19 protein-coding genes are annotated in these 26,788 nt (G+C 57.4%); 6 read left to right on the top strand and 13 right to left on the bottom strand.

Translation table 11 applies throughout. The features are described 5' to 3' along the window. Positions 1-6: 6 nt before the first annotated feature. Together epmA and efp are read right to left on the bottom strand one after the other, a co-directional pair. A complete protein-coding gene (gene epmA / locus ACAM27_RS07850; RefSeq protein WP_369612802.1) occupies positions 7-975 on the bottom strand; it encodes an EF-P lysine aminoacylase EpmA in 969 nt (322 codons plus the stop codon). Between the two features lie 9 nt (positions 976-984). Beyond that, a complete protein-coding gene (gene efp, locus ACAM27_RS07845; protein ID WP_011786227.1) occupies positions 985-1,560 on the bottom strand; it encodes an elongation factor P in 576 nt (191 codons plus the stop codon). 45 nt (positions 1,561-1,605) lie between these two features. Here efp and epmB point away from each other — a divergent pair, with 45 nt between their 5' ends. From epmB to ACAM27_RS07830, 3 genes are all read left to right on the top strand, one after another. Continuing rightward, positions 1,606-2,673, top strand: coding sequence for an EF-P beta-lysylation protein EpmB (gene epmB, locus ACAM27_RS07840; protein ID WP_222534435.1), 1,068 nt, complete (start codon positions 1,606-1,608; stop codon positions 2,671-2,673). 177 nt (positions 2,674-2,850) lie between these two features. Further along, positions 2,851-4,665 carry a hypothetical protein gene (locus ACAM27_RS07835; protein WP_011786229.1) on the top strand — a complete coding sequence of 605 codons (1,815 nt, stop codon included), beginning with the start codon at positions 2,851-2,853 and terminating at the stop codon, positions 4,663-4,665. Positions 4,666-4,767: 102 nt separating this feature from the next. Next, a complete protein-coding gene (locus ACAM27_RS07830) occupies positions 4,768-6,852 on the top strand; it encodes an EAL domain-containing protein (protein ID WP_014422161.1) in 2,085 nt (694 codons plus the stop codon). Between the two features lie 53 nt (positions 6,853-6,905). On the opposite strand, the gene serB is transcribed toward ACAM27_RS07830, so the two are convergent. Both serB and parC read right to left on the bottom strand, forming a co-directional pair. Further along, the gene (gene serB / locus ACAM27_RS07825) at positions 6,906-8,138 is read right to left on the bottom strand and encodes a phosphoserine phosphatase SerB (protein WP_113879993.1); all 1,233 of its coding nucleotides are present in this window, start codon (positions 8,136-8,138) and stop codon (positions 6,906-6,908) included. Beyond that, a complete protein-coding gene (gene parC / locus ACAM27_RS07820) occupies positions 8,131-10,437 on the bottom strand; it encodes a DNA topoisomerase IV subunit A (RefSeq protein ID WP_222534437.1) in 2,307 nt (768 codons plus the stop codon). Before parC ends, serB begins: the two co-directional genes overlap by 8 nt. 173 nt (positions 10,438-10,610) lie before the next feature. Between parC and ACAM27_RS07815 the strand changes: the two genes are divergently transcribed. Both ACAM27_RS07815 and ACAM27_RS07810 read left to right on the top strand, forming a co-directional pair. Next, positions 10,611-10,865, top strand: coding sequence for a hypothetical protein (locus tag ACAM27_RS07815; RefSeq protein ID WP_011786233.1), 255 nt, complete (start codon positions 10,611-10,613; stop codon positions 10,863-10,865). 93 nt (positions 10,866-10,958) lie between these two features. Beyond that, on the top strand, positions 10,959-12,596 hold the full coding sequence (locus ACAM27_RS07810; RefSeq protein ID WP_014422163.1) for a methyl-accepting chemotaxis protein: 1,638 nt from the start codon (positions 10,959-10,961) through the stop codon (positions 12,594-12,596). A gap of 33 nt (positions 12,597-12,629) precedes the next feature. Here the strand turns inward: ACAM27_RS07810 and ACAM27_RS07805 are convergent, their stop codons facing one another. Both ACAM27_RS07805 and ACAM27_RS07800 read right to left on the bottom strand, forming a co-directional pair. Then, the gene (locus tag ACAM27_RS07805; RefSeq protein WP_222534438.1) at positions 12,630-13,211 is read right to left on the bottom strand and encodes a YceI family protein; all 582 of its coding nucleotides are present in this window, start codon (positions 13,209-13,211) and stop codon (positions 12,630-12,632) included. A 60-nt stretch (positions 13,212-13,271) separates the two neighbouring features. Continuing rightward, entirely contained in the window at positions 13,272-13,820 is a 549-nt protein-coding gene (locus ACAM27_RS07800) for a cytochrome b (RefSeq protein WP_113879990.1), read from the bottom strand. A gap of 580 nt (positions 13,821-14,400) precedes the next feature. Here ACAM27_RS07800 and ACAM27_RS07795 point away from each other — a divergent pair. Beyond that, positions 14,401-15,684: an EAL domain-containing protein gene (locus ACAM27_RS07795; RefSeq protein ID WP_011786237.1), complete on the top strand. Its 1,284-nt coding sequence runs from the start codon at positions 14,401-14,403 to the stop codon at positions 15,682-15,684. Here ACAM27_RS07795 and ACAM27_RS07790 read toward each other — a convergent pair. From ACAM27_RS07790 to ACAM27_RS07760, 7 genes are all read right to left on the bottom strand, one after another. Then, complete coding sequence (locus ACAM27_RS07790) at positions 15,672-17,438, bottom strand: SLC13 family permease (RefSeq protein ID WP_011786238.1); 1,767 nt, start codon at positions 17,436-17,438, stop codon at positions 15,672-15,674. The two genes, ACAM27_RS07795 and ACAM27_RS07790, sit on opposite strands and share 13 nt — an antisense overlap. A gap of 96 nt (positions 17,439-17,534) precedes the next feature. Next, a complete protein-coding gene (parE, locus tag ACAM27_RS07785; RefSeq protein WP_011786239.1) occupies positions 17,535-19,430 on the bottom strand; it encodes a DNA topoisomerase IV subunit B in 1,896 nt (631 codons plus the stop codon). A 94-nt stretch (positions 19,431-19,524) separates the two neighbouring features. Next, positions 19,525-20,022, bottom strand: a complete 498-nt coding sequence (locus tag ACAM27_RS07780) for a protease complex subunit PrcB family protein (RefSeq protein WP_369612801.1) — start codon at positions 20,020-20,022, stop codon at positions 19,525-19,527. Next, positions 20,019-22,595, bottom strand: a complete 2,577-nt coding sequence (locus tag ACAM27_RS07775) for a S8 family serine peptidase (protein ID WP_222196932.1) — start codon at positions 22,593-22,595, stop codon at positions 20,019-20,021. The genes ACAM27_RS07780 and ACAM27_RS07775 overlap by 4 nt, the downstream gene beginning before the upstream one ends. A gap of 151 nt (positions 22,596-22,746) precedes the next feature. Further along, a complete protein-coding gene (locus ACAM27_RS07770; RefSeq protein WP_153741041.1) occupies positions 22,747-24,798 on the bottom strand; it encodes a TRAP transporter large permease subunit in 2,052 nt (683 codons plus the stop codon). Between the two features lie 15 nt (positions 24,799-24,813). Then, complete coding sequence (locus ACAM27_RS07765) at positions 24,814-25,824, bottom strand: putative solute-binding protein (protein ID WP_153741040.1); 1,011 nt, start codon at positions 25,822-25,824, stop codon at positions 24,814-24,816. Between the two features lie 63 nt (positions 25,825-25,887). After that, positions 25,888-26,652, bottom strand: coding sequence for a hypothetical protein (locus ACAM27_RS07760; RefSeq protein WP_226538146.1), 765 nt, complete (start codon positions 26,650-26,652; stop codon positions 25,888-25,890). Positions 26,653-26,788 lie beyond the last annotated feature (136 nt).

The raw sequence follows: 26,788 nt of genomic DNA, 5'->3' as shown, positions 1-26,788 counted from the left end.
CAAGGCTCAGGCCCGCTCAATCGGAAACGCGAGAACGTCCTGAATGTTGCGACTGCCAAGCTTGAGCATCAGCAGCCGGTCCAGGCCGAGAGCCACACCCGCGCAGTCCGGCAAGCCGTTATCCAGCGCCGCCAGAAAAGCATCGTCTATTGCCATCTCCGGCTTGCCACTGGCACGCCGGAGATAGTTGTCGGCGGCAAAACGGGCCCGCTGCTCGGCCGGATCGGTCAATTCCCAGTAACCATTACATAGCTCCAGGCCATGAATGTAGAGCTCAAACCGGTGCGCCACTCTAAAGCCCTGATGCTCAGAGATGCGCGCCAGAGCTGCCTGAGAGGCGGGATAGCGGTTAATGAAAACCGGTTGCTCTCGGCCCAATTCCGGTTCCACCACGAAACTCATCACCAGATCCAGGCAGCCATCCCGGCCGAGGCCGGCCAGCTGTTCCGGCTCCAGCCACTGTTCACAGTAGCGTTCAAGGTCCCGGTCGGTGATGGTCATCGGGTCGATACCCGCAATGGACTGCATCGCCTCACGGTAGCTGACGGTTACCGGCGGCGAGCACTCCAGCCAGCCACAGACCAGATCTGCGACTTCCCGCATCAGTTGTTGATCGTCAAAGCCAACGCGGTACCACTCCAGCATGGAGAATTCCGGATTGTGACGTTTGCCGCGCTCACCGTTACGAAACACTCGGGCAATCTGGAATATTGATCCTGAACCTGCGGCCAGCAGCCGCTTCATGTGATACTCAGGGGAGGTCTGCAACCAGCCCCCCTGAACGCCGCCAGCGTCGACCGCAGAGGGAATGCCATCGAGATTGACGTCGGTTACGCCGTGGCGTCCCAGTACCGGGGTTTCTACCTCCAGCACCCGCCGCTCAGAAAAAAAGCCGCGCACGTGGGCCAGAAGCTGTGCGCGGCTTTCCAAAGCGGCCCGGGAGGCAGAGGGCTGCCAGACAGGGCGATCAGTCATGATCGATGATCAGCTGCTTTTGACACGGTTGACGTATTCACCGGAGCGGGTATCAACCTTCAGCACCTCACCAATGGTGATAAACAGGGGCACGTTCACAACGGCACCTGTGGACAGGGTCGCGGGCTTGGAGCCACCCTGGGCAGTGTCGCCTTTCATGCCGGGATCGGTATCAACCACTTCCAGCTCGACAAAGTTCGGCGGGGTCACGGTCAGCGGCGCGCCGTTGTACAGAGTCACGGTGTAAACGTCCTGCTCTTTCAGCCACTTGACGGTATCGCCAACCGCCTTGGCATCAGCCGCGTACTGCTCGAATGAGCCATCAGTCAGCATGAAGTGCCAGAACTCGCCATCGGTATACAGGTATTCCATATCCTGCTCGACAACGTCGGCCGCTTCCAGAGATTCTCCGGATTTGAAGGTACGCTCCCAGACCCGGTTGGTCATGAGGTTGCGCAGCTTGACCCGGTTGAATGCCTGGCCCTTGCCCGGCTTGACGAATTCATTCTCGAGCATGATACAAGGGTCGCCATCCAGCAAAACCTTGAGACCGCTGCGAAATTCGTTGGTAGAATATGAAGCCATGAAATGTCCACCTGACAGACTGTCGTTAAAATTTCAAAGGTCGCTATGATACAGCGAACCCCCGCCCGTATAGAAGCCCGCGATGCCAGCCATCCACCCGATGTCCGGGTTGAACCAGGCAACACACCGGACTGGCAACAGATACTAAGCCAATCGGTCACGACGCCGGAACAACTGCTGGAACGTCTGGGGCTCGCTCCGGAGGACTGGTTCAGAGGCGCCGCCTGCGGCCACAGACTGTTTCCGATCCGGGTGCCCGAGCCCTACCTGGCACGGATTGAGCCAGGCAACCCGGATGACCCCTTGCTGCGGCAAGTACTTCCTGTCGCCCAGGAGGCGGAGATTCATCCGGATTTTGTATCGGACCCGCTGGAAGAGGCGTCGGCCATCCAGACCACCGGCCTGATTCGCAAATACACCAGCCGTGCCTTGCTCATGATCACGGGACAATGCGCTATCAATTGCCGCTACTGTTTTCGTCGGCATTTTCCCTACGGCGATCACCGTCTTGGGCCGGAAGACCGACGCCAGGTCATCGACAGCCTGTCTGCCAGCCCGGAAATCAACGAAGTGATTTTCAGTGGTGGTGACCCACTGGCAGTGAACGACCGCCTGCTCTCGCAATGGGCCGAACTGCTTGGTGACATCCCCCATCTTCGCCGGTTGCGCATTCATTCCCGCCTGCCCGTGGTGATACCACAGCGGGTATGCGACAGCCTGATTGACTGGCTGTCCCGAACCCGACTGCAAAAGGTCCTGGTGGTGCACGTGAATCACCCGGCAGAAATCGACCAGGCCACCCGCCAGGCATTCCGACGTCTGAGCGAGGCCGGGGTTACCCTGCTGAACCAGAGCGTAATCCTCAGAGGTGTCAACAATAGCAGCGCCACACTCTCAGCCTTGAGCGAGACGCTGTTCGAAGCGGGGGTTATGCCCTATTACCTGCACGCCTTTGATCCCGTCTCCGGTGCCCGGCACTTCTCCGTGAGTGACACCGACGCCATCCGGATAGTTAACGAAATGCTGGAAAATCTGCCCGGCTTCCTGGTTCCAAAGCTGGTTCGGGAGCTTCCCGGCCGCGCCAGCAAGACCCCACTGGACCTGGGCTCGTGAGACCTGTCGCAAAAGATGGCCCATTTTCACTTGTCAAAGATTGTCAACTCGTGATTTTCTCGCTTTTTGTCGTTGCTTTGCTATCTTAAAGTGCAAGATCCATAAACAATAACGACCTGTATTTTCGGCGTTTTCGCTGAGTTACATCTACCGCGGTCCCGACATTGGCGTGAGAACATGGATGGTAAGATCCTGAAACCAGAGCTCAAGGTTCCTGAACAGAAAACAGCCAGCCTGTCGTTTTGCGACACCAGCCCCAAGGCCTTTCGCGCCTGGGCGGATCAGTTGCCGATGGCCAATACCGGTGAGGCATCTCGTCAGCTATATCACGCGATCATTGAGCTGAACCATCTGTTCCTGTCGCCGCTCCAGCGCCTGCAATTTCTGGAAATCGTGCGGGACAAGATTCATTTTGTCTGTAATGAGCTATCGCGACACTTCCTCGGGCTCGCCATCGCGCTGCCTGAAAAGCAGCGAAAGATTGCCAATCTGACCCAGGCACTTCAGCTGCATCTGGCCGCCGGGTACAAGCTTTGTCTGCTGGAATACGTCGACAATGGCGGAGTAGATAAACACCGGCGCCAAATTGCCACGGCAATCCATAGGGCAATGTCGGAGCTGGCCGCCACCATACTTCGGTCCCATCAACTGTATTGTCCGAGCCCGGCCAGCAGCTGGCTGGAATGCCATCGCATGTTCCGTTTTGCGCACCGGAACAAACTGGCCAACATGGAGGTGGATGACGACACCCTCACGCACCGACGAGCCAGTACGGTTGTCGACAGCTACAAACGTATTCTTCTGCTTGGCTGTGCGCGGCCTAACCAACTGCGTCAGGCCGAATTGACACAGGTATATGACCTGTTCGAATCCTGGACCGAGCACTGCCAGTGTGCCCCGGATCTGGGCCCCGACAGCCTGTTCGTCATCAATATGGAAAAAGACAATCCGCCGGTCTACCGCAGCCTGCTCGAAAATACACCGGGCAATGAAAGCTTCAGCTTCGACACCCGCGATCTATCCACCCTGCTGGCAGAGACCCTGCACGCCAGGCGCCAAGACGGCCATGGAGGCGAAGCCCTCAAGATTCCCTCCACGGTGAGCGATACCTTACTTACGCACCTGAGCCAGGCACTCGGCATTCTGGCCAAGCGCAACTTTAACCGCATCGCCAGCCAGGGCACGCTGGAAGTGTGCGTAGGTCTCACCGCTGCGCACTACTTCGTAGCCGGCCAGAAAGCGTTCTCGGAGTTCCTGGATGGCAACGAAAGCAGTCATCTCGAATCCGATAACCTGTTTATCCGGAATGCCAATCGCAAGGCAGATGCCTGGTCCGGCGCACACGATGCCGGCCCGAACGAAGACCGGCTGCATTCTGCCGATGCCCCGATCAACTTCCGTACCAGTGGTGGCAGTCATCAGCCCTCCGGCAGCCAGGACAAAAACCGGCCGCGATCGCACCATGCGCTACTGGTCAACACCAGCCCGGGCGGCTACTGCGTAGCTTGGGAGAGCAATGTCCCGGCGTCACTCCAGGCCGGTGAAATTCTGGGTGTACGAGAACAGAGCTCGCACCCCTGGAGCATTGCCGTTGTGCGCTGGCTGCGCCAGATCCGCAACCAGGGCACTCAGGTGGGCATTGAGCTACTGGCGCCGAGCGCCGCGCCCTGTGCCGTGCGACTTATCCAGAAAGTCGGCAACAGCAGCGAGTACCTCAGGGGCCTGTTGCTGCCCGAAATCAGCGTGGTCAATCAGGCCGCGACACTGATTACCCCGCGACTGCCGTTCCAGACCGGCAGCCGGATCTCGCTGCTGCAAGATGGCCGGGAAGACCAGGGACAGCTACTGAAAAAGGTCTCGGCCACTGGCAGCATCAGCCAGTTCGAACTGAAACTCCAGAATCCCATCACCCCAACTGCCGGCCGTGGTGCTCCCCCATCAACGCCAGGCACTACGGAAGACGAATTTGACTCACTGTGGCCGTCGCTTTAAATAGTGCGGCCCGTCAACTGCCGGCATGGCCAGGGTTGTTATTGCTGGCCAACCCCTGCATCATTCATCCGTGAATATCCGGCACCACGAGACGTCTGACGAATGCAGAAGAAAAACACGACCGTACACCTGCTGATTCTTGACCCATCACAAAACGATGCGGAATCCATGGTCAGCTTGCTCCGCAACTCCGGCAAGGCTACCCGCGCTCACCGGATTACCTCGGAAGAAGATCTGGAAGAAGCGCTCAAGACCTCCAACTGGGACTTGCTGCTGGCACGCGACCTGGAACAGGAATTCGCGGCAGACGATGCTCTGGCCATGGTCAAGCGCATGGACAAGGACATCCCCTTCGTTCTGCTGACCGAGGAATACAGCCGCGAGCGTACCGTCAACATCATCCGTGCCGGTGCCCAGGATGCCGTACCCTTTCAGTACACCGACCAGCTCGTTCTGGTGGTCAAGCGGGAGCTGGCAGCTCTTGATGAGCGCCGCAAACGCCGGGTACTGGAATCTCATCTGCGTGAGGCCGAGCAGCGTTGCCAGTTGCTGCTGGAAAGTTCCAAGGATGCCATTGCCTACATCAACGATGGCATGCACATCTATGCCAACCAGTCCTATATGGAATTCCTCGGCTACGACGACATCGACGAACTGATTTGTATTCCGGTGCTCGATACCCTTACGCCGGAAAGCCAGGAGAAGTACAAGGAGTTCATGAAAGCGTTCGCCGAAGAGCGCAAAGATGGCATGACTCTGAACTGCACCGCGCGCCGTAGTGACGACCACGAATTGAATGTCACCATGTCGGTGTCCGCAGCCACCTACGACGGAGAGGCCTGTACCCAGATCGTTCTGCAACCGGAACACAGTGATGCAGAGCTGGAGGAAAAGCTGAAACAGATCAGCAGCCAGGATTTGCTGACCGGCCTGTACAATCGTCAGTACCTGATGGATGCCCTGGCCCAGGCTATCGCCACGGCTGGCAAAGACAACAAGACCGGCGCCCTTGCCTACATTGCCCTGGATAATTTCCTGAGCATGAAGAGCCAGGTCGGCATCTCCGGCGCGGATCTGTTGTTGGGCGATCTCGCCACCCTGCTTCGGGAACAGGCCGGCGACGAGGTTACCCTGGCCCGCCTGAGCGACGATGCCTTCTGCGTCATGTGCCTGCCCTGTGATGAAGCCAGCATGGAAAGTCTGTGCGAGCGCATCCGTAAAGCGGTCGAGGACCACTTGTTCGACATCAACGGCCGGACGGTTCCGCTGACCGTGTCCATCGGTATCGCCGCGATCACGGAAAACTCACCAAAGGCCGAAGAACTCATGGGCCGGGCCCATACTGCCTCGGCCGATGTGAAAAAACAGGAAGGCCACGAGCGTGGCAACGGCATCTTGGTCTATAACCCGGCTGAATACGAGAGCCTTGATGAAACCAACTCGGTGGAGGCCATTCTCAAGGCTCTGGACGATAACCGTTTCCGGCTGCTGTTCCAGCCCATCATCAACCTGCGCGGTGAGGGTGAGGAGCATTACGAGGCCTTTGTCCGGATGCTCAACAAAGACAACGAAGAAGTCTCGCCGTATGACTTCCTGCCGCCGATGGGACCCAGCGATACCGCCATCAAGATCGACCGCTGGGTTATCCTGCAAACCATCAAGCAGCTATCGAGCCACCGCTCAAGGGGCCACGACACTCGCCTGTTCCTGAACATCACAGCCGAGACGCTGCAGGACAAGACCTTCACGCCCTGGCTCAGCGTTGCCCTCAAAGCTGCCCGCTTGCCGGGAGATTCGCTGATCTTCCAGATCCGCGAAGGCGATGCCAACAACTACATGAAGCAGGCCAAGGACTTCACCAAGGCGGTGCACGAACTGCACAGCAAGGTATCCATTTCCCAGTTCGGCTGCGCACTCAATCCGTTCAACACCCTCAAGCACATTGAGGCGGATTACGTGAAGATTGATGGTTCGTTCACGGAAGAGATCCAGAAGAGTGACGAGGCCAAAGAGCAGGTCAAGGAAATGGTCAAGAGCCTGCAGAATGCCGGCAAGCTGACCATCATCCCGCTGGTGGAAAACGCCGGCGTTCTTGCGACGCTCTGGCAGGCAGGCGTGAACTACATTCAGGGCTACTACCTGCAGGCGCCGGTACCGGAGATGAACTACGACTTCGGCGACAACTGATCAACGGCCGCTTAACCAAAAAAGGGCGAGATCATTCTCGCCCTTTTTTGGTTTCAGAGGTGGGTATTCTGAAGCGTTTGATTGGTCTCGCTTTCCCGGAACCCGATCAGATACAGGATGGCATCCAGCCCTAAGGTGGAGATGGAGTGGCGTGCCGACTCCTTGACCAGCGGCTTGGCCCGGAAAGCAACTCCCAGGCCCGCCTGACTGAGCATTGGCAGATCATTGGCGCCGTCCCCAACGGCAATCACCTGTTCCCGGGAAATGTGCTCTTTCTCAGCTATTTCCAGCAACAACTCCGCCTTTCGCTTACCATCTACAATCTGACCTTTCACCTCACCGGTTACTTTGCCGTCGATAATTTCCAGCTCGTTGGCGTAGATATAGTCAATGCCCAGCTTACCCTGAAGATGACGAGCAAAATAGGTGAAGCCGCCAGACAGGATGGCGGTCCGATAGCCCAGCGCCTTCAGACTGCGAATCAGGTGCTCGGCCCCTTCGGTCATTCGCAGCCGGTTGGCGATCCCTTCAAGCACCGACTCGTCCAGCCCCTTCAACAGGGCCAGGCGCTCGGCAAAGCTCTGACTGAAATCCAGCTCACCCTGCATGGCACGCTCGGTGATCTCAGCGACCTGCTCACCGACTCCCGCTTCATGGGCCAGCTCGTCGATCACCTCAGCTTCAATCAGCGTGGAGTCCATATCGAACACCACCAGCCTGCGGTTGCGTCGGAAGATCGAATCTTCCTGGAAGGCGATATCCACATTCATCTCGCCGGCAATGTGCAGGAAATCGGCCCGAAGCTGTTCAAGATCCGAGGGCGTTCCCCGTACCGAGAACTCGACACAGGCAATGCGGTTTTCCGAGGTGTTCAGCGACGGCCTTGCCGACAGCCGGGTAATATTGTCAATGTTCAGGCCATGGCGGGCCGTAATCGCCGACACCCTGGCGATCTGCTCAGCCTTGATGTCTCGGGACAGCAGGGTCACGATGTAACAGGCCCGGTTGCGGCCCTCAGCCCAGGCCTGATATTCCTGCTCGGTAATCGGCGCAAAATGCACCTGCAGATCCAGCGCGTGCAGCCGGAACAGCAAATCCCGGATCACCGGAGAGGATTTTGACTCATCCGGGATCTCGATCAGAATGCCCCAGGTCAGATGGTCATGAATGACCGCCTGGCCTATATCCAGAATGCGGACATCGTAACGCCCCATGATTCCAGTGATTTCCGAGGTCAGGCCGGGTTTGTCCCGGCCCGATACGTTTACCAGCACCAGCTCACTCACTGTCTGTATTCTCCCCGCTCTGGGCTTCTTCCTCGGCCCGCGCAGCCGAAGGAATCACATCAATACCATCCACACGCTGCAGGCCCCGTGGCAGCTTGTGACCACGACGGCCCCGCTCACCCAGGTAGTGCTCAAGATCGCCAAACCGCAGGCCGAGCTTGCGCTTGCCCGCTTTCACTTCCAGCTGATCCTCTTCACCAAACACGGCGACAGCAACCACGTATTCTTCGCGATTCTGCACCCGGGCGGAGGGAATACTGATGATCTTGTTACCTTTACCCTTGGCCAGCTCCGGCAGCTCGCTGAGCGGGAACACCAGCATGCGGCCCTCATTGGATATGGCCGCCAGGTACAGGGTCGATGCCGTTTCCGGAATCATTACCGGTGGCATGATTCTGGCGCCTTTGGGTACGCTGACCACGGCCTTGCCCGCGCGATTCTTGCTGATCATGTCGTTCAGCGACGTGACGAAACCATAGCCACCGTCGGTGACCAGCAGTGTCTTACGCTCGGGATTACCCATCAACAAACCGGAGAAAGTAGCTCCGGAGGGGGGATTGATCCGCCCGGTCAGGGGCTCGCCCTGCCCCCTGGCAGACGGCAGACTGTGGGCCATTAATGAATAGGCCCGGCCGGTGGAATCCAGGAAAATCGCCTGCTGGTTGTTGCGCCCCTTCGCCGCCAGGGCAAAACGGTCGCCAGACTTGTAGCTGAGACCAGCGGGGTCGATGTCGTGCCCTTTGGCGGCACGGACCCACCCTTTGTCCGACAGAACCACCGTCACCGGATCGTTGGATACCAGATCGGTTTCGCTGAAGGCGCGGGCTTCTTCCCGCTCGACAATCGGCGAACGGCGCTCATCACCAAAGGTCTCGGCATCCTGCTGGAGTTCGGTCTTGATCAGTTCACGAAGCCGGTCTTCAGAGCCCAGAATGGCCTGCAGCTCATCGCGCTCGGCGGAGAGCTCATCCTGCTCGCCGCGGATCTTCATTTCCTCCAGCTTGGCCAGGTGCCGCAATTTCAGCTCCAGAATGGCCTCGGCCTGCTCCGCCGACAAACCAAAGCGCGCCATCAGTTCGGCCTTGGGCTTGTCTTCGGTGCGGATAATCTCGATTACCTCATCAATATTGAGGTAGGCAATCAACAAGCCTTCCAGAAGATGCAGCCGGGCCAGCACCTTGTCCAGGCGATGCTGCAAACGGCGTGTTACCGTTGTTTTCCGGAATGCCAGCCACTCGGTCAGGATGGTGTACAAGCCTTTTACGCCTGGCCGGCCATCGTTGCCAATCACGTTGATGTTGACCCGATAGGTCTTCTCCAGATCGGTACTGGCAAACAAGTGAGCCATCAGCCCGTCCAGATCAACCCGATTGGAGCGGGGCACAATCACCAGACGGGTCGGATTTTCATGATCCGATTCATCGCGCAGGTCTGCCACCATGGGCAGCTTCTTGGTCTGCATCTGCTGGGCAATCTGCTCCAGCACCCGGTTTCCGGAGACCTGGTGGGGCAAATCAGTGATCACCACTTCGCCATTCTCGCGCATCCAGCGTGCGCGCATCCGCAGCGAACCTCGCCCGGTCTCGTACATCTGGCGCAAGTCTTTGCGGGGAGTGATGATTTCAGCCCTGGTTGGGAAATCCGGCCCCTTGATGTGCTCACACAGCTCATCTACGGACGCATCGGGCTGATCCAGCAAACGAACACAGGCGGCTGTGACTTCCCGAACATTATGGGGTGGAATATCCGTCGCCATACCAACGGCAATACCCGTGGTACCGTTGAGCAGCACGTGCGGAAGCCGGGCCGGAAGCACCGAGGGTTCTTCCATGGTGCCATCAAAGTTTGGCACCCAATCCACGGTTCCCTGCCCGAGCTCACTGAGCAGCACTTCCGCAAAGGGTGCCAGCCGCGATTCGGTATATCGCATGGCGGCAAAGGATTTGGGATCATCCGGAGACCCCCAGTTACCCTGCCCGTCTACCAGCGGGTAGCGGTAAGAAAACGGCTGGGCCATGAGCACCATGGCCTCGTAACAGGCACTGTCGCCGTGCGGGTGGAACTTACCAAGCACATCACCCACGGTACGAGCCGATTTCTTGTACTTGGAGGTGGACTTCAGCCCCAGCTCCGACATGGCGTATACAATCCGCCGCTGTACGGGCTTGAGCCCGTCCCCTACGTTGGGCAGAGCCCGGTCCAGAATGACATACATGGAATAGTCCAGGTACGCCTTCTCGGTGTAGTCCCGGAGTGATACCCGCTCGAAACCTTCATCCGTTGTCTGAAACTCTGGCATGGACGCCTCTTTGCCTTGGATGCCTATCAATGTTGTGGCGCACATTATATGGACGCCAGCCCCGATACACCAATTTCCAATAGCGGAATTCCCGCATGGAGACTCTGTAAGGTGAGCCGTATTCTCGCCACAGTGATTAGAACGCCGTTTACTCTCTGAACAAGCGGAAACCTATGAAACCCAATCTCAAAGCCTGCGGGCAAGCCATGGTTACGGCCATGGTCAATGCGGTTCTGGCCGTTGCCCTGATGCTCCTGGTGGAGTTTGCCATCAGTGGTACCTTCCAGGTTCCCGAGCCCTATATCTGGGCGGGGGTACTGATATGGGCCGTTATTTTCGCCGCCCAGTTCCTCCGTCAACGGCATCTTTGCCGTGCCTGTGAACAGACTGACGAACCTTCATCCGCCGAAACCGTCGGCAAATCCTGACCCATATCAAGGGCCTGGCATCTCAAATGTGACAAATCTGCCCCCCCTGCTACGCTTTGGATAAGACATTAACGTCGAAGCCTGGGGGGTTAGATGACCGCTCTGAAGAAACTCGGATTACGCACCAAAATCGCACTCCCTTTTGCCATCACGGCGCTTGCCTTGGTCATCGTCGGTGTCTTCAGCGTTCTGACGGCACGTAATCTGGTTTCCGATACCGACGACATAGCCGCCACCTACCTGCCTTCGGTCAGCCAGATCCTCAATGGTGACCGCGATCTCTATCAGGCACTGGTGGCCCAAATGACACTGCTGGACCAGGCCTTCAACAATGAAGACACCTCCGGAGCTCTGGAGGATTTCAATGAAAACACCGAGCAAGCCAGGCAGCGCTTCCTGGAAAGCTCTCAACGCCTTGCAGGAACGGGCATTTCGGATGTCAGCGACGGATTCGAAGGGGCATTTGATCGTTGGGAACAGTCCGCTCGGAGGGTGATGGAGCTGGCCTCAAACGGCAATCCGGAACAAGCCCGGAGTCTCGCTGCCACAGAAACAGCCCCATTGTTTGACCAACTCCGGGATTATTACGACAACGCCGGTGCTCACGCTGACGAGCAGGCTCAACAACGTTCCGCTGAAGCCTCCGCCGAAGGCACTTCCAGTTCGGCCACCGTTCTTGCGATCACCGTGATTGCCATCATTATCGCCATTGCGTTGTTCTTTGTATTCATGAAACTGATCATCTCTTCGATCAGCGCCCTCCGGGATCAGCTCGACAACATTGCCCAGGGCGAAGGCGATCTGACTCAGCGGGTTCCGGTAACGGTCGAGGATGATCTCGGCAAATTGGCCAGAAGTTTCAACCAGGTACTGGAAAACCTGCAGGGCATGATCGGGTCCATTCAGAATCTGAGTCGCGATCTCGGTGCGGGTGCCACCGAGCTGGCCACTGCCGCCCGGGACAACAACGATGGTGTGACCCGCCAGACCGACTCCATTTCCATGGTGGCCACCGCAATCAACGAAATGCAGAGTGCGATTGAAGAAGTAGCCGGGAACGCCTCCCGCGCCGCAGAGATCACTCGCGAAGCGGAAACCAAGGGGAACAACAGCGCCCAGATCATCCGCAACTCGTCGAAACAGGTGCACCGCCTGGCCGCCCAGATTTCCAAAGCGGTTGAGGTTATCCGCAAACTTTCTGCGGATTCCGACAACATTACTTCGGTGCTGGATGTCATTCGCGGCATTGCCGAGCAGACCAACCTGCTGGCTCTGAACGCCGCCATTGAGGCTGCCCGGGCCGGTGAGCAAGGCCGTGGGTTCGCCGTGGTGGCGGATGAAGTCCGTACTCTGGCGCAACGCACCGGCCAGTCGACAGAAGATATTCAGACCATGATAACCGCGCTGCAGACCGGTGTTTCGGACGTCGTGAGCGTGATGGAGACCGGCAGCAAGGAGGCCACCGAAACCGAACGGCTGGCAACGGAAGCGGAACAGGAACTCCAGGCCATTCTGGAAGCGATCTCCAGTATCACCGACGTCAACACCAGTGTGGCGTCCGCCACCGAAGAGCAGACTCAGGTGGTAGATGAAATTAACCGGAGCATTACTGATATCAATGATCTGGCTGCGGCCAGTGCCGATCGGTCCAAAGCCATCGATGGCATTGCCAAATCGCTGGAGAGCTATGTCAGGGAGCTGGAACAACAGACAGGGCGGTTCCGGGTTTAACCGGACCGCCGCGTCATCGCCGGAAGGATCCGATTACTGGCGAATGCCTTCTACCGAGATTTCGATTTCCACGGTTTCGGAGGCTTTGCCAAGATCCATGGGAATGCCGAAATCCTTCAGGCGCAACTCGGTTTCAGCCTCAAAACCCATGCGATAGCCTCCCCAGGGGTCTTCACCGTGGCCAAGCAGCTCAGCATCCAGGGTGATTTCCCGGGTAACGCCACGCAGAGTCAGATCACCAATGATGTCCGCCTCACCGGCCTCGTCAACCACTACGCGCTTGCTCTTGAACGTCGCTTCCGGGAACTCACTCACGTACAGGAAGTCTTCGCTGCGCAAATGCTTGTCGCGCTCGGCATGGTTGCTGTCAACGCTGGAGGTATCGATCGTTACTGATACAGAGCTGTTTTCGGGATTGTCCGCATCGTAGGTGAACTCACCATCAAAATCGTTGAATCGACCGTACAGCCAGCTGTAGCCCAGATGGGAAATCTTGAAGGTTACGAACTGGTGCGTGCCCTGGGTATCGAAGGCGTAAGTACCGCTGTGCTCGTTTGCCTGCACAGAGGCAACCATCGCGGCTGAAATGGCTGAAGCCAGAAGAATCTTCTTCATTATTCACTCCTTTTGAGTCTGTTTTGCGTTGCGTTAAGAGAGTTAGCTGTCCCGGAACTGTCAGGCCAACCCAAGCATTCTGCGAAGCGTACTGTCCCGGTCGATCAAGTGATGCTTCAACGCCCCCAGCGCATGAACGCCGGCCAGGACGACAATCGCCCAGGTGCTCCAGTAATGGATGGCTCCCGCCGTATCTTCGAGGCCTTTCACCTGGCCTGTCACCGATGGCACCTGAAACCAGCCGAACACATGGATCGCAGAGCCGTCAGCCGTTGAAATCAGGTAGCCACTGATCATGGCGACAAAGATCAACAGATACAGCGCCACATGCGCCAGGTGAGCAGAAACCACCTCCCAGCGCTGGTGATTGGGCAAAGGCCTGGGCAGCGGGCTTAACAGCCGCCAGACCAGTCTGAGCACCATCGCCATGAACAGGAGAATACCCACGCTGCGGTGGATGTCCGGCCCCTGTCGGTACCAGGGATCATAATAAGAGAGATCGACCATCCAGAAGCCCAGGGCAAACAGGCCGATAATGGTGACGGCCACCAGCCAATGCAGCAGGATTGCCACCCACCCGTATGCGTCTTCTGAATTCTTTGCCTGCATAAAAACAATCGCCTCCGTTGCTGATGTGGACCCAAACGGCTTTTCCACGTCCTCCAGATAAGATCAGCATAGTCTAGAAGGACAGAGAGCTGACCAAAATCAAAATGTTTTGCTGGCCTGCATCAGATTTTCTGACCATAGCATCCACGATCCGCAAACACTTGACAGCAACCACTTTGGTCGTATGCGGTTTTACGGATTGTTGAAAATTATGACAGCGATAAACTTTAACCATACTTCTAATCCGCCCCGTCCGGGGCCTCAGTGACCGAGAGGAAACGACATGGAACTTGAATTTGACGAGTCTGTGGTAGTACCCAGCAACAACTGATTTGATACAGACCCGGCTACTGCCGGGTTTTCTTTACCACCGTTTTAATGCCTGAAAGATACAAACTGTTTCGTCTTTTATGCATTAAGTAGTGGTAATGGTTCTTGTTTTTTGGCAACCTTCGACGAATTGATGAGGTAACGCCTGAATTTCAGGCGTCCGTGCCAGGGACACAGGCACAGTGGCTAACAGATTGGCGTGTACTTCAGTACTGCGCCAATGTATTCGTTGAAGGGTACAGACCTGCCTATGTCCCACAATCTTCCCGATTCGCTACCCGCGCCGGAAGTAGACCTGCTTTCCCCCATGCTTAATCAGCAGGGTCAGGTGTGGACAGCGGATTTTCGCGGGCTCAAACTGCGCACCGCCCTTCAGCCGATTTACAGCATTTCCCACAAACGTACCGTCGGTTATGAAGCCCTGATCCGGGCCTTCGATAACGACAATTCAGCTGTTCTGCCTTTGCACCTGTTCGAGCTGCCCGCATCCGAAGCCGAAAATCTGTTGCTGGACAGACTCTGCCGGTACCTGCACATTCGCAACTACAGCGAGATCAAGGATCAGGTCAACTGGCTGTTCCTGAACGTCTCCCCGAGGGTGGTCACCTCCGGCTCTCAATCCGATTCCTTTTTTGGACAATTGCTTGAGAAAACCGGGCTGCCGCCACATCGAATCGTAATGGAAATCGTTGAACAGCCAACCGACGATGCTGAACGGCTACGGGATACCGTTGCCTACTACCGCAAACTGGGGTGTCTGACCGCCATTGACGATTTTGGTGCCGGGCACTCCAATTTCGAGCGCATCTGGAATCTGTCACCGGACATCGTCAAGCTGGACCGTACCCTGCTGACCCGGGCAACCGAAGATCGCCGCGCCAGGCAGATACTGAACGGCATGGTATCCCTGCTGCATCAATCTGGCTGCCTGGTGTTGCTGGAAGGAGTGGAAACCCGGGATCAGGCCATGATTGCCATTGATGCCGGTGTCGACTTTGTACAGGGCTTCTACTTTCGCCGACCCTGCCTGGAACTGGACGAACTGCCCCAAAGCACAATGAATTTCGAGGATTTGCTCGAAGAGTACAAAAGCAGCAAGCAGATTAGCCACGACCCGACCCAACTGGTCGTCAACCATTTCAGCGGGCCTTTCCGGCGGGTGATCGAACGCCTGCAGAAGGGTCTGTCCATGGATCAGGCCTGCTTTGAGCTGCTCAGCCACCACACGGTTTCCCGCTGCTATCTGGTGGACGATCAGGGCGTTCAGCTGGAAGACACTCTGGTTTCCGAGTCCGCCGTTAAAAAGCAGGACCCAAGATTCCGACCACTGGAAAACACCAGCAGTGCAGACTGGTTTCGCCAGCAGTATCTCCGCCAGGCGCTGGCCCAGCCAGAGAACATTCATGTGACCACTCCCTATCTGTGCGTCACTGGCGCCTACATGTGCGTGACCCTGTCACTGGCCTTCCGTCAGGACGGCAAACTCCGGGTACTCTGCTGCGATATTCTTGCCAACGCGGATCACAACCCGTAAACCACCGCAATCACCGCGACCGTTACCAACCCCACCAGCACATTCATGGGCAACCCCACTTTCACGAAATCGGAAAACCGGTAGCCACCAGGACCAAACACCATCATATTGGTCTGATACCCCAATGGCGTGGCGAAGCTGGCGGAGGCTGCCATCATCACTGCAATAACAAAGGGTTCTGCAGGCACCCCCATGCTCCCGGTCATCGACAGCACAACCGGAATCACCAGTACAGCTGCGGCATTGTTCGTGATGACCTCGGTCAGAAACGACACAGCGCAGTATACGAGAAACAGTGTTAGCAGCACCTGGCCTGCACTGAAAGCCAAAATACCCTCGGCCATAAACGCCGCTGCTCCGGTTTCCTCCAATGCCGCTCCCAGCGCAAAGGACGCTGCGATGGTGAGGATGACCGGCACATCCACCGATTTCTGAGCCTGCCCCACCGAGCAGCAGCCGGACAGGATCATCAGAGCGGCTCCCAGTAAGGCGGCGTTGAGCATACTCATCACCCCGCAGGCCGCCAGGCTCACCAACACAAGCAGGATACCCCAGGAAAGCCAGGCCCGGTCATGTCGGGGCGTTTCCGTTTCCAGGTCGTTGATGAGCAGAAAATCCTTGTTGTAGCGCTGACGGCTGACGAAGGCCGGACGCGCCTCCAGCAGCAGGACATCGCCGGGTTTCAGGCGAATGTTGCCGAGGTTGCCTGACACACGCTCGCCGCCCCGGGCCACCGCCAGCACCACGGCGCCGTAACGGTCCCGGAACCTTGCGTCCCGGATGGTCAGGCCCAGCACATCCGATTGCGGAGACAAAGCGGCTTCCACCAACCGCCGCTCGGCACGATCCTGACTGAGACTGGGCTCATCGTCGTGCACCGACGGCACGATGCCATTGATGCGCAACAGGTCTGAGATCGCCTGGGTATCGCCCGCAAACACCAGCCGATCACCGCCACGCAGCCGTTCTTCCGAGGGGACGGCAGTGACCACACTGCCATCCCGCTCGATTTCCACCAGATACAATCGCTCCAGTTCCCGTAGGCCGGCTTCACCCACGGTCCGGCCCACCAGCGGACCTTCAAAGGACACCGCCACTTCCAGCGTGAACTCCCTCATGGAGCCAAACTTCTGCTGATCCTTACGGTCTGGCAGCACCCGCGGCATGACCAGAAGCATGACCGCCAGACCGATAATGGCCACCGGTAAACCAACCGCCGTAATGGAAAAGATCGAGAACCCGGCCTCACCGGTCAGTTGCTGATACTGACCATTAACAACCAGATTGGTGCTGGTGCCAATCAGTGTCAGTGTGCCGCCCAGAATCGCTGAGTAACTCAGCGGAATCATCAACTTGGAGGGTGAAATACCGATCTTCCGGGACCAGGCATGGACGGCGGGAATCATGGTGGCAACCACCGGTGTATTGTTGAGGAAGCCACTCAGCAGGGAAACCGGCAGAGCTATGCGAGCCTGCGCGGAACGGACCGATTTGGGATTGCGAAGCAGATGGTTAACCAGCAGATCGACGCCGCCGGAATGATGAATGCCTGCGGCCACCACAAACATAGCCACCACGGTGATCAAGCCGCTGTTACTGAATCCGGCCAGCGCCTGATCGGCGGAGATGATGCCACTGGCACTGAGCACCACAAGCACCGCCATCATCACCAGATGCGGTGCAAAGCGGCCTGAACTCATCAATAGCAGGGCGGTAAGCGCCAACCCCAGGGAAAACCATCCTTGCCAGTCCATAACTCGGTCTTTTCCGGTTTGAAAACTGGCAGGATAGCGAGGCAAAGCAATTCTGAGAAAGAATAACTATCGATTTTTATAGCTGATTATGGAATATCAAACCGCCACGTCGGCCATGTTTCCGTAAGCTTCCAGCCAGGCCCGGCGATCGGAAGCACGCTTCTTGCCCAGCAGCATGTCCATCCGCTCGTCGGTGTCATCCCCTTCTTCCAGAGTGAGCATAACCAGGCGGCGGGTGTCCGGTGCCATGGTGGTTTCTCTCAACTGTAACGGGTTCATCTCGCCCAGTCCCTTGAAGCGCGTTACCTGAATCTTGCCTTTGCGATTTTCCGCGGCCAGGCGGTCGATGATGCCCTGTTTCTCGTGTTCGTCGAGGGCATAGAAGGTTTCCTTGCCGAGATCCACGCGGTACAGCGGGGGCATTGCCACGAACACGTGCCCGGCCGCCACCAGCGGCCGGAAGTGTTTCACAAACAAAGCGCACAGCAGCGTGGCGATGTGCAGGCCGTCCGAATCCGCATCGGCCAGGATGCAGATCTTGTTATAGCGCAGGCCGGCAAGGTCGTCAGAGCCAGGATCCACACCAATAGCAACTGCAATATCGTGTACTTCCTGGGACGCCAGAATTTCACCCGAGTCCACTTCCCAGGTGTTCAGAATTTTACCCCGCAACGGCATGACTGCCTGGAATTCCCGATCCCTGGCCTGCTTGGCGGAACCTCCGGCGGAATCACCTTCCACCAGGAACAACTCCGATCTCGCGGTATCACCGCCGGAACAGTCCGCCAGCTTGCCGGGCAACGCCGGGCCAGAGGTCACCTTCTTTCTGGCCACTTTTTTGCTCGCCCTCAACCGGCGCTGGGCATTACTGATAAACAGTTCCGCCAGGGCTTCGGCAATGTCGGTGTGCTGGTTCAGCCACAGACTGAAAGCATCTTTCACCACCCCGGAGACGAAGGCAGCGGCTTCCCTTGAAGACAGCCTCTCCTTGGTCTGGCCGGAAAACTGGGGCTCCTGCATCTTGAACGACAGTACATAGGCTACCCGTTCCCAGATGTCCTCGGGCGACAACTTTACCCCCCGGGGCAGCAGGTTTCTGAATTCACAAAACTCCCGCATGGCTTCCAGCAGGCCGGTGCGCAAACCATTGACGTGGGTACCACCCTGGGCAGTGGGAATAAGGTTGACATAACTCTCCAGTACCGCATCACCACCCTCTGGCAGCCACTGGATAGCCCAGTCCACGGCTTCCTTGTTGCCGGAGAAACTGCCGGTGAAGGGTTCAAGCGGCACCGCTTCAATATCGGCTAGAGCCGTTCTCAGGTAATCCCGAAGACCGTCCTCGTAGAACCACTCGTCTTTCTCGCCGGTCTTCTCCTGCAGAAAGGTCACCGTCAGTCCCGGGCAAAGAACCGCCTTGGCACGAAGGTTGTGGCGCAAGCGGCTGACCGAAAAATTGGGACTGTCAAAATATTTGGGGTCGGGCGTGAACTTCAGGCGGGTACCGGTGTTGCGCTTGCCTACGGTATCAACCACTTCCAGCTCGGAGGCTTTGTCACCGTTGGCGAACGTCATCCGATGCACCTGGCCATCCCGCTTGATGGTCACTTCCAGATGCGTGGACAGGGCATTGACCACGGAAACACCCACACCGTGCAGACCACCGGAGAAGTTGTAGTTGCCCTGGGAGAATTTACCACCGGCGTGCAACCGGGAAAGGATAAGCTCCACCCCGGGAAGTCCTTCTTCCTTGTGCAGATCGACCGGCATGCCCCGGCCGTCGTCCTCCACACTCAGGGAATTGTCGCTGTGCAGCACCACATCAATCCGCCGGGCGTGGCCGGCGAGGGCCTCGTCAACGCTGTTATCAATGACTTCCTGAGCCAGGTGGTTGGGCCGCGACGTGTCGGTATACATCCCCGGGCGCTTGCGCACTGGATCAAGACCGCTCAGGACTTCAATGGCATCGGCGTTGTACTGTTGCTCGCTCATAGGAATGGCACGGCTCCGCAAATGATCGTTGCGCCATAGCTTAGGGATTCAGGCTGAAAGATCAACGGTTGTTTTGTGGCGGCGCCAAGTGGTTTCAGTTTTCAAACGTCCGAACCAGTGGCTGCTCAGCCAGGCCCTGCACACGAATCTGCTGCCAGCCCCGAGGCTCAACCGCAAGTACCGAACAGGGCGAGGTGATCACCTGGGCCACCATCATGTCCGGCGCCGGTTCATTCACCCGCATGTCGAGCACCAGACTCTCGCCTTGCGCCAGCGCGGACTGGAGCCCGACGCTGTAACCGGCGGTTGGTTTCTGGCCGAGCGTGACCATCACCAGTGCCTCCCGGCTTAGATCAACCTTGCGCACCACATCCGTGGCCATATTCTGGCCACTCACATCCAGGAGTGCTTCGCGATCGGCCTCCGAACGCAAAAACGCCACCCCCGGCCCCGTCAGGCCGCAATAAGCGGACTGGGTAATCTGCCGCACCATGACACCCTCACCCTCGCCGGGACCGCCCGTGGCGCTGCACGCCGCCAGAAGCAGCATCGTAGCGGAGGTGATGAATGATCGAACCAGAGTCATTTTCATTGAACTGCTTTTGCTCCGTCGCTGGTTGAGGGTGCCGTGCCGGTCTCCAGCAACTTGTAGCCTTTGAAGCCGGGCCTCGGGAGGATATCGGGGGTGGACTCAGATATTGTTGGACGCGAGAAACTGGTGGTCATGCGGATATCAGAGAGGCTTGACTCATCCGTAATGGAAACAATCTCACGCAGACCCGCAACCGGATATTCTGCACAAGCTTCTCCAGGCTGGCAGATCAGGCCATCTCCATCATGGTCTGTTCCTGCCACCAGATAGTAGTCACCCGGACGAACCTCACTCAAACGCCGCGGCTCCTCGCCATCATCAAACTCGAAACGGAAGGGATATTGGCCGGATTCAGCATCCACTACCACCTGGGATTCCGCCAGATAAAACCCGCGTGCATCAGGTTCGGTATTCACCAGCAACACAAAGTGCCGACCGGCATTTCTCGCCTCCTGGTCGCTGATCAGTTGGCCAATCGCGGGAATGGACAGAGTCTCCGCTGAGCCGTTCACCGAATAGGAAATTTCAATAGTGCCCTTTGCCGCCTCACCAGCTACAAGCCGGTCTCTGAGTAATGCCAGGGTCAGTGAATAGGGTCTCGAATCCAGATTATCCGCAACCACCGAAAGCCAGTCCGGGAGAGAACTAACCGAGATACCGGAAACCTCATCATCACCAAAAACATTGAGATCAATCCTCTGCTGGTCCTGGCCCTCACTGCTCAATGACACCACCGCCGGGGAAGCAGAGAGTACCGTCTGGTCAAAAGTGCTAGAGGCGGCAGAGACCGCTTTGGCAGCGTCAATCACTCCGTAACCCAGAGCATCACTTCGGCTGCCGCTATAATCAGTAAGCTCGCCATTTCTGAGGGCCTGGATTACCTGGGCGTGGTTAATGCCCGGGCTGACCTCCTTCATCAGAGCCACAACGCCTGCCACATGGGGCGACGCCATAGAGGTCCCCTGAAGACCAAGATAGCCCGCCCGCGGACCAGTTGCCGTTACTTCACCGCTGGTGCTCCAGACCACATCCGAGCTACCATCCAGATTGCCATCGCGACTGGCATCACCCCCCGGCGCAGCGAGATCGATCCAGCTGCCAAAATTCGAGTAGCCCGCCAGATTGCCGGCGCCATCCACAGCACTGACAGCCAATACGTAGGGCGAAGCCGCTGGATAAGATTTTACTGAGGTTGATGAATTGCCTGCAGCGGCAACGAAAAGTACATCCTTCTCAACGCCTTTTTGTAGAGCAGACTCCAGCTGGGGAATCTGCGGCAATCCCCCCAGGCTCATATTGACGACATCCGCCACCCCCTCATTAACCACCCAGTTAATTGCAGCAATCAAATCCGAGGCTGAGCCGGTACCCCCCTCACCCAGCACACGCACCGGGATAATGCCAGCGCCATAGGCGATGCCGCCGATACCGTTCCCATCTACAACAGCACCGATGGTGCCGGCCACATGGGTGCCATGGAATACGTCGCCGCCAATGCTATTACCGGGATCTACGGGATTACTGTCATTATCCACGAAGTCCCGCCCGGCAACGATGTTGTCATCCAGGTCCGGGTGCCATTGGCCAGAATTCAGCCGAAGAATACCCGTATCCAGTACCGCGACATTCACCCCCGCGCCACCATCCGGAACCAGCTGCCATGCCGCCGGCCCGTTGATCAAACCATAGTGCCACTGCCGGGGATAGAAAGGTTCGCTGATGGGGGTGCCTGCCTGCCTGCTGAACAGATAATCCGGCTGCACCTGCGCAAAGCCCGACTGCGTCCGGAGATCCCGAATCCAGTTCAGGGTTTCATGCTTACGTTGGTTGGCATTGGTATTCACAGATGCCGGCGCAGCCCGGGTTAACAACCAACTCTCGCCGCCCAGGTGTCTGGGGGTAATGCCCTGGCTGGACGTCAGCGCCATCTGCCGGCCCTGATCACCCGACATCGTGATCAGCGCCCGGTCTTCGGCAAATTCGTGATCAGGCCATTCAAAGGACAGGCCATCCGACGTCATGCTGACAGTCTTGGCGAGGATGTATCTAGCTGGCTCAGAATTCTGATTGGTTATCCTGACGGTGTAATCACGTGTCTCAGTAAAGCTGGTAAGAACGACAGAGCTACCAATTGACGCTGTCCCCACAAATTGTGAGTCAAGCTCCAGCTCCAGCGCTGGATCCCCCACGCAGCTACCAAAACTCTGCAAAACAAGCGTTTCGCCCGGCGCCAATGGGACGGTGAAAGTATCATTAGAATCGGCGGAATAGAACAACGGCTGGCAATCAGATTGATTGGGGGGATAGGTTCCACTACTACCGCTGACATAGCCGGCCAGCACGAAATTATCGGGGAGTCTCTGGGACCCCGGCGCTGGAATAGCCCCTTCAAGCCCCAACTGGTCCATCGTATCCTGATCAACCCGGCTGTTGGCCTCTATGCTGATCACCCCGGAAAGCGGACTGGGAGGTGTGATCGGCTCGTCGGCATCAGAACCGCCGGATCCACCGCCACAACCGGTGAGCAATGCCATCCCTGGCACCAGAACAAAAGCAAGAATCGACAATCTCACGGCTTCTCTCTTTATCTTTTGTTGAAACTGTTTACCGAGTATACGGCCAGACATCCCTGATCGACCTGTGCCAGACCTCCACGGGCACCATGAAAAAACCCGCGGGCCTTGCCATCGCGGGTTCGTTCATACTACTTCGCTTCTTCCAGCCTTACAAAGCGTAGAAAAGCATGGGCACAAAGGCCACCAGCAAAAGCGTGGGAATCATCACAACCAGGGGCAGCAACAGGCGCTCATACCGGTGCCAGAAGGTGCCGGTACGTTCTGCCGCCAGCACTTCGGTTTCACCCACCACCTGCCGGGTCAGCAGGTGATTCAGGGCAACCGGCGGGCTGAGATAACCCAGCTCGAATGCCACCAGACAGACAATCCAGAAATGCAGTGGATCAATGCCAATCTGCAGGGCCGGCTGGGCGATGGTGGCGGAAACCAGTATAACGGCACCGAACGGATCCATAACCATCCCGATCACCGTCAGCATGACCACGATCACCAGCATGGCAATCCAGGGGCTGGTCAGGTCCTCCGGGAACAGTGCATGAACAATATCAGAACGCTCAAGAATACCGCCCAGGCAGATCGAGAAACCAATCAGTGCCAGCAGTGCGCCAATGTGTACGGCGGAGTCGCTCGCTGCCGCCGTGCTTCGGGAGAAAAACGCACTGGTGCGGCTCTGGCCTTCATCACGGCTATTCCGGCCGGCGTCTAGGGCAACCAGCGCCAGCATAACCAACGGCAAGATCAGGGGCGCACTGTACTCGTTGAACTTAAGCCCCAGGATCGCCCAGATGGCCAGAATCACTACCGCTGCCGTCAATGCGTAGGGCAGCAACGGACGCAGCTCCATGACAGCTGCGCGGAATGCGCCCGGAGCCGGCCTTGGCTTCCAGTTACCTTCGGTCTTGCAGACCACAAAGGAGAACAGGCTGGCAGACATGATGAACACCCAGAAACCCCACCCGTACATTTCCGTGGTGGTCACTTCCTTGTTGAGTGCGGCAACCACCACGATCAGCAGGCAGGGGTTGAGCACTACCCCAAGGCTGCCAGACATGGCAGTGGTGGCCAGTGACAACTGACGCCCTGCCCCGGCCCGCCGCAGCTCATCATAGACAACTCCGCCCACGGCCAGAATGAAAATACCTGAGGCCCCGGTAAAGGCAGTCGGGAAGGCAGTGGCAAAGATAATCACCGAAGCCAGCAAGGGTGCGGGCAGGTTGAAAGGCTTCACCAGATTCAGCAGCAGCTCCGGAACGCGAGTCTGTTTGAGCATCATGCCCACCAGCACGTACAGACCGATGTTGATGAACATGGACGACAGGTTCGACATCATACCGAAATAGATCGCCAGCCCGGAGGAGTAGCCATCTACAAAGAAGAAATAGCTCATGGCTATCAGGCCCATGATGCAATACAGAGGCACCACGAGTCCGGACGACAGCGCCAGGCTGCCCGCCCGCATACGCTCCGGCACATAGACGAAACGGACGGCGTTGATGATCATGAACAGCCCGAACACACCCGCCCAGGCGTACTGCATGACAATGGTTGCCTCAGACCCCGGCGACTGCGTCAACCGGGCCATGTAGGCATTCAGCGAGAGCACCATCAAACCATTTACAGTGAATTGCAGGCCCTGACTCAAACGCCACTCCGCCCGGTTACGGGGCAGCCGCAAGGCTATATGGTCGGCATCCAGGGCCGCGATGGCTGCCGCCAGGGCAAACATGCCGATAAACAGAAACTTGGTCAGATCAATGTTATCGAGCAGGAAGTCGGCCAGCCCCTGCTCCACAGCCTTGTAGACACCAAGCGCCCAGGTAGCGTGCTTTTGGTTTTCGGCAAACTGCAGGTGACGTTGCTCACACAGCGCCAGGTTACTCTGTAGGGATTGTCGGATGGCCTGGGGATCCGGCGGCGAACTGAACAGGTCGTCGGGGTCTGGCTTATAGGCTTGTACCCGGCGCTCCACTTCTTTATCGATGTCCATGAACAGGTTACAGGTGGGCTCGGTCGCATCCGGATTAAGCAGGTAATAGTTTGGCCACACCTGCTCGCCAACCCACAGCAACCGGGAATGCAACGAATTGCCCATCCCCAACAGCAGGGTCGCAAAAAGCAACAGCAACAGAATCACTCCATGCAACCTGTGCATGGGATACAGCGTTCTTACGCCCGTTTCAGTTATTGCTCGCCAGTTCATGGTCAGACTCTCCGTTTATTCCCGGTTTTCCGCTGTACACTCGGAGGCGCCGGGGTTGCTGGCGCACCGGATCTTGCTGAGCAAGCTCAACATTTTCGGGTGGTAAACGCTGGGGGCTCCGCCAACACCATCGCGCATTTCCAGACGGTTCTGGCGGAACATCTCTTGGTAGCCAACGATGTCCTTTTCCGGAATCCGTATCCACTGCTCTTCCGGAATCCCGCTCTCCTGGCTCTCAATCAGATTCATTGCCTGCGGGTACATACCCCAGGCGACTTCCCGGGCCTTCTGCGCCGTGTCATCTTCGATCACGCTGTCACGGGCAATGATCTGAATGGTGAGTTGAGCCAGCGGGTAGTCGACAATGCCGCCCTTGTTGCCAATCCCCTTGTACAGTTCCAGGGCCTGGTAGGCGAATGCAGGCGCATAGGCGGTATCAACCGACCCATTGTTGAACTTGCCAGCAAAGTTGGTGATATCAGAGGGAACCACCGTCGCCTTTACATAGTTCACCATGTGGATAGCGTCTTTCTGGTAATCCAGTGTGGCAATGCGCTTCCCAGCCAGCTCTCCCGCGGTATCGATACTGCGGTCGTTCACGAACAGATAGCCGGCGCCCACCGGCACGATACCCAGCACCTCATAGTCACCATCCTTCATAAGAGACGCGGCCTTCGGTTGCGCCAGGGTAGCAAGTAGCGTTTTCAGATCGCCATAACTAGGCAGCGCACCAACGGCACTTATGCTTCCAGTGAAACGGTTGAACGGGCGAGTACGGAGATCAGTTGCGGCAACAGCGTCGCACTGGCCAGCGTTAAAGTCTCCAATAGCCACACCTTCATCGGTGTAGGGCTTGAGCTGGAAATCCACGCCATGGGCTTTCATTTCCAAGGCGTAGTCCTTAACCATGTTGTATACATCACCGTTGGCGCCGATAACGTCAAACACACACATGGAAACCGACTGGGCAGAGGCCAGCGGGGCGGCAATGGCAAGAGACAAGGCTCCGAGGGATTTGCGGATCATGACGACCTCCGGGTCATTCTTGTGTTTTTTATCTGTAGGGCAGAGATAACTGAAAAGCCCGCCTCAGAGCAGGCCTTCCAGATCCATGGTTTCAACGTTCTCGGTATTGCGCTCCGGGCTCAACTTGCCGAAGAAGCTCCGTGGTGTGCGGTGGCCGTAATTGGCGCTCCAGTGCCTATCTGAGGAGAACTGAATGATCTTCAGAGCCACCTCGTCGACCAGCTGGTAATCGCTCCACACCTCAAAGCTCTCTTCCGCCTGAACGAAACCGGCGATAGCCTGTTCCAGCACTTGGGACCGGCCGAAGGTTTCGGCAGCAACCACCTGAACAGCAAAAGAAGCACGAATACCAGAGTCAACACTGAGCTCAGCACTGTTCTCCAGTACCTGCCACGGATCCGGTGAAAGCTCCGGGCGAGTGTCCGGCAACAGCAGCCACACCAGCGCCCGGATCGCATTTGGCAAACCGCCCCACTTTTCATTATCCACGCATTGGGCCGCACGCTCGGCCTGCGGAGCAATATTGCGGGGCACACCGGCGAGAGCACCAGAGTTGGAGTCGTTTACAATGGCCTGCATGCCAGTCAGCAAACCTAACAGGAAGGTCAGCTCATCCTGATCGTTATACAGAAACGGACACTCTAGGGGTTCCGCGGAAGGGTCGAAATCGTATGCAGCCATAGCTCGCTTGAAGGCTTCATGACGACGTTCTGCGGTGCGCGCGTAGAGTCGTTTGGCGAGTTCCCGAGCGTCCTTGGCAGCGGGCACATCACCTCGATATTCTGCACGAAGATAAGCCAATTCAGCTTCCCAGGCTCGGTATTCCATGCAATTCCCAGCCAACAGCATAAGCAGAGAGCCGGTTGAATCGGGCGCCTCTGTCACCCGCGAGAAAGAGTACACCAAAGAATCAGTGCCCTCTCCGAGCGCACATGCCATGCCCGTGTCAGACATTTTCAGTACA

Source organism: Marinobacter sp. RI1, from assembly GCF_041155085.1.
In the GTDB taxonomy this organism is placed as follows: domain Bacteria; phylum Pseudomonadota; class Gammaproteobacteria; order Pseudomonadales; family Oleiphilaceae; genus Marinobacter; species Marinobacter nauticus.
The sequence above is the reverse complement of the archived record's forward strand: the minus strand, read 5'-3'. Positions and strand labels throughout refer to the sequence as shown.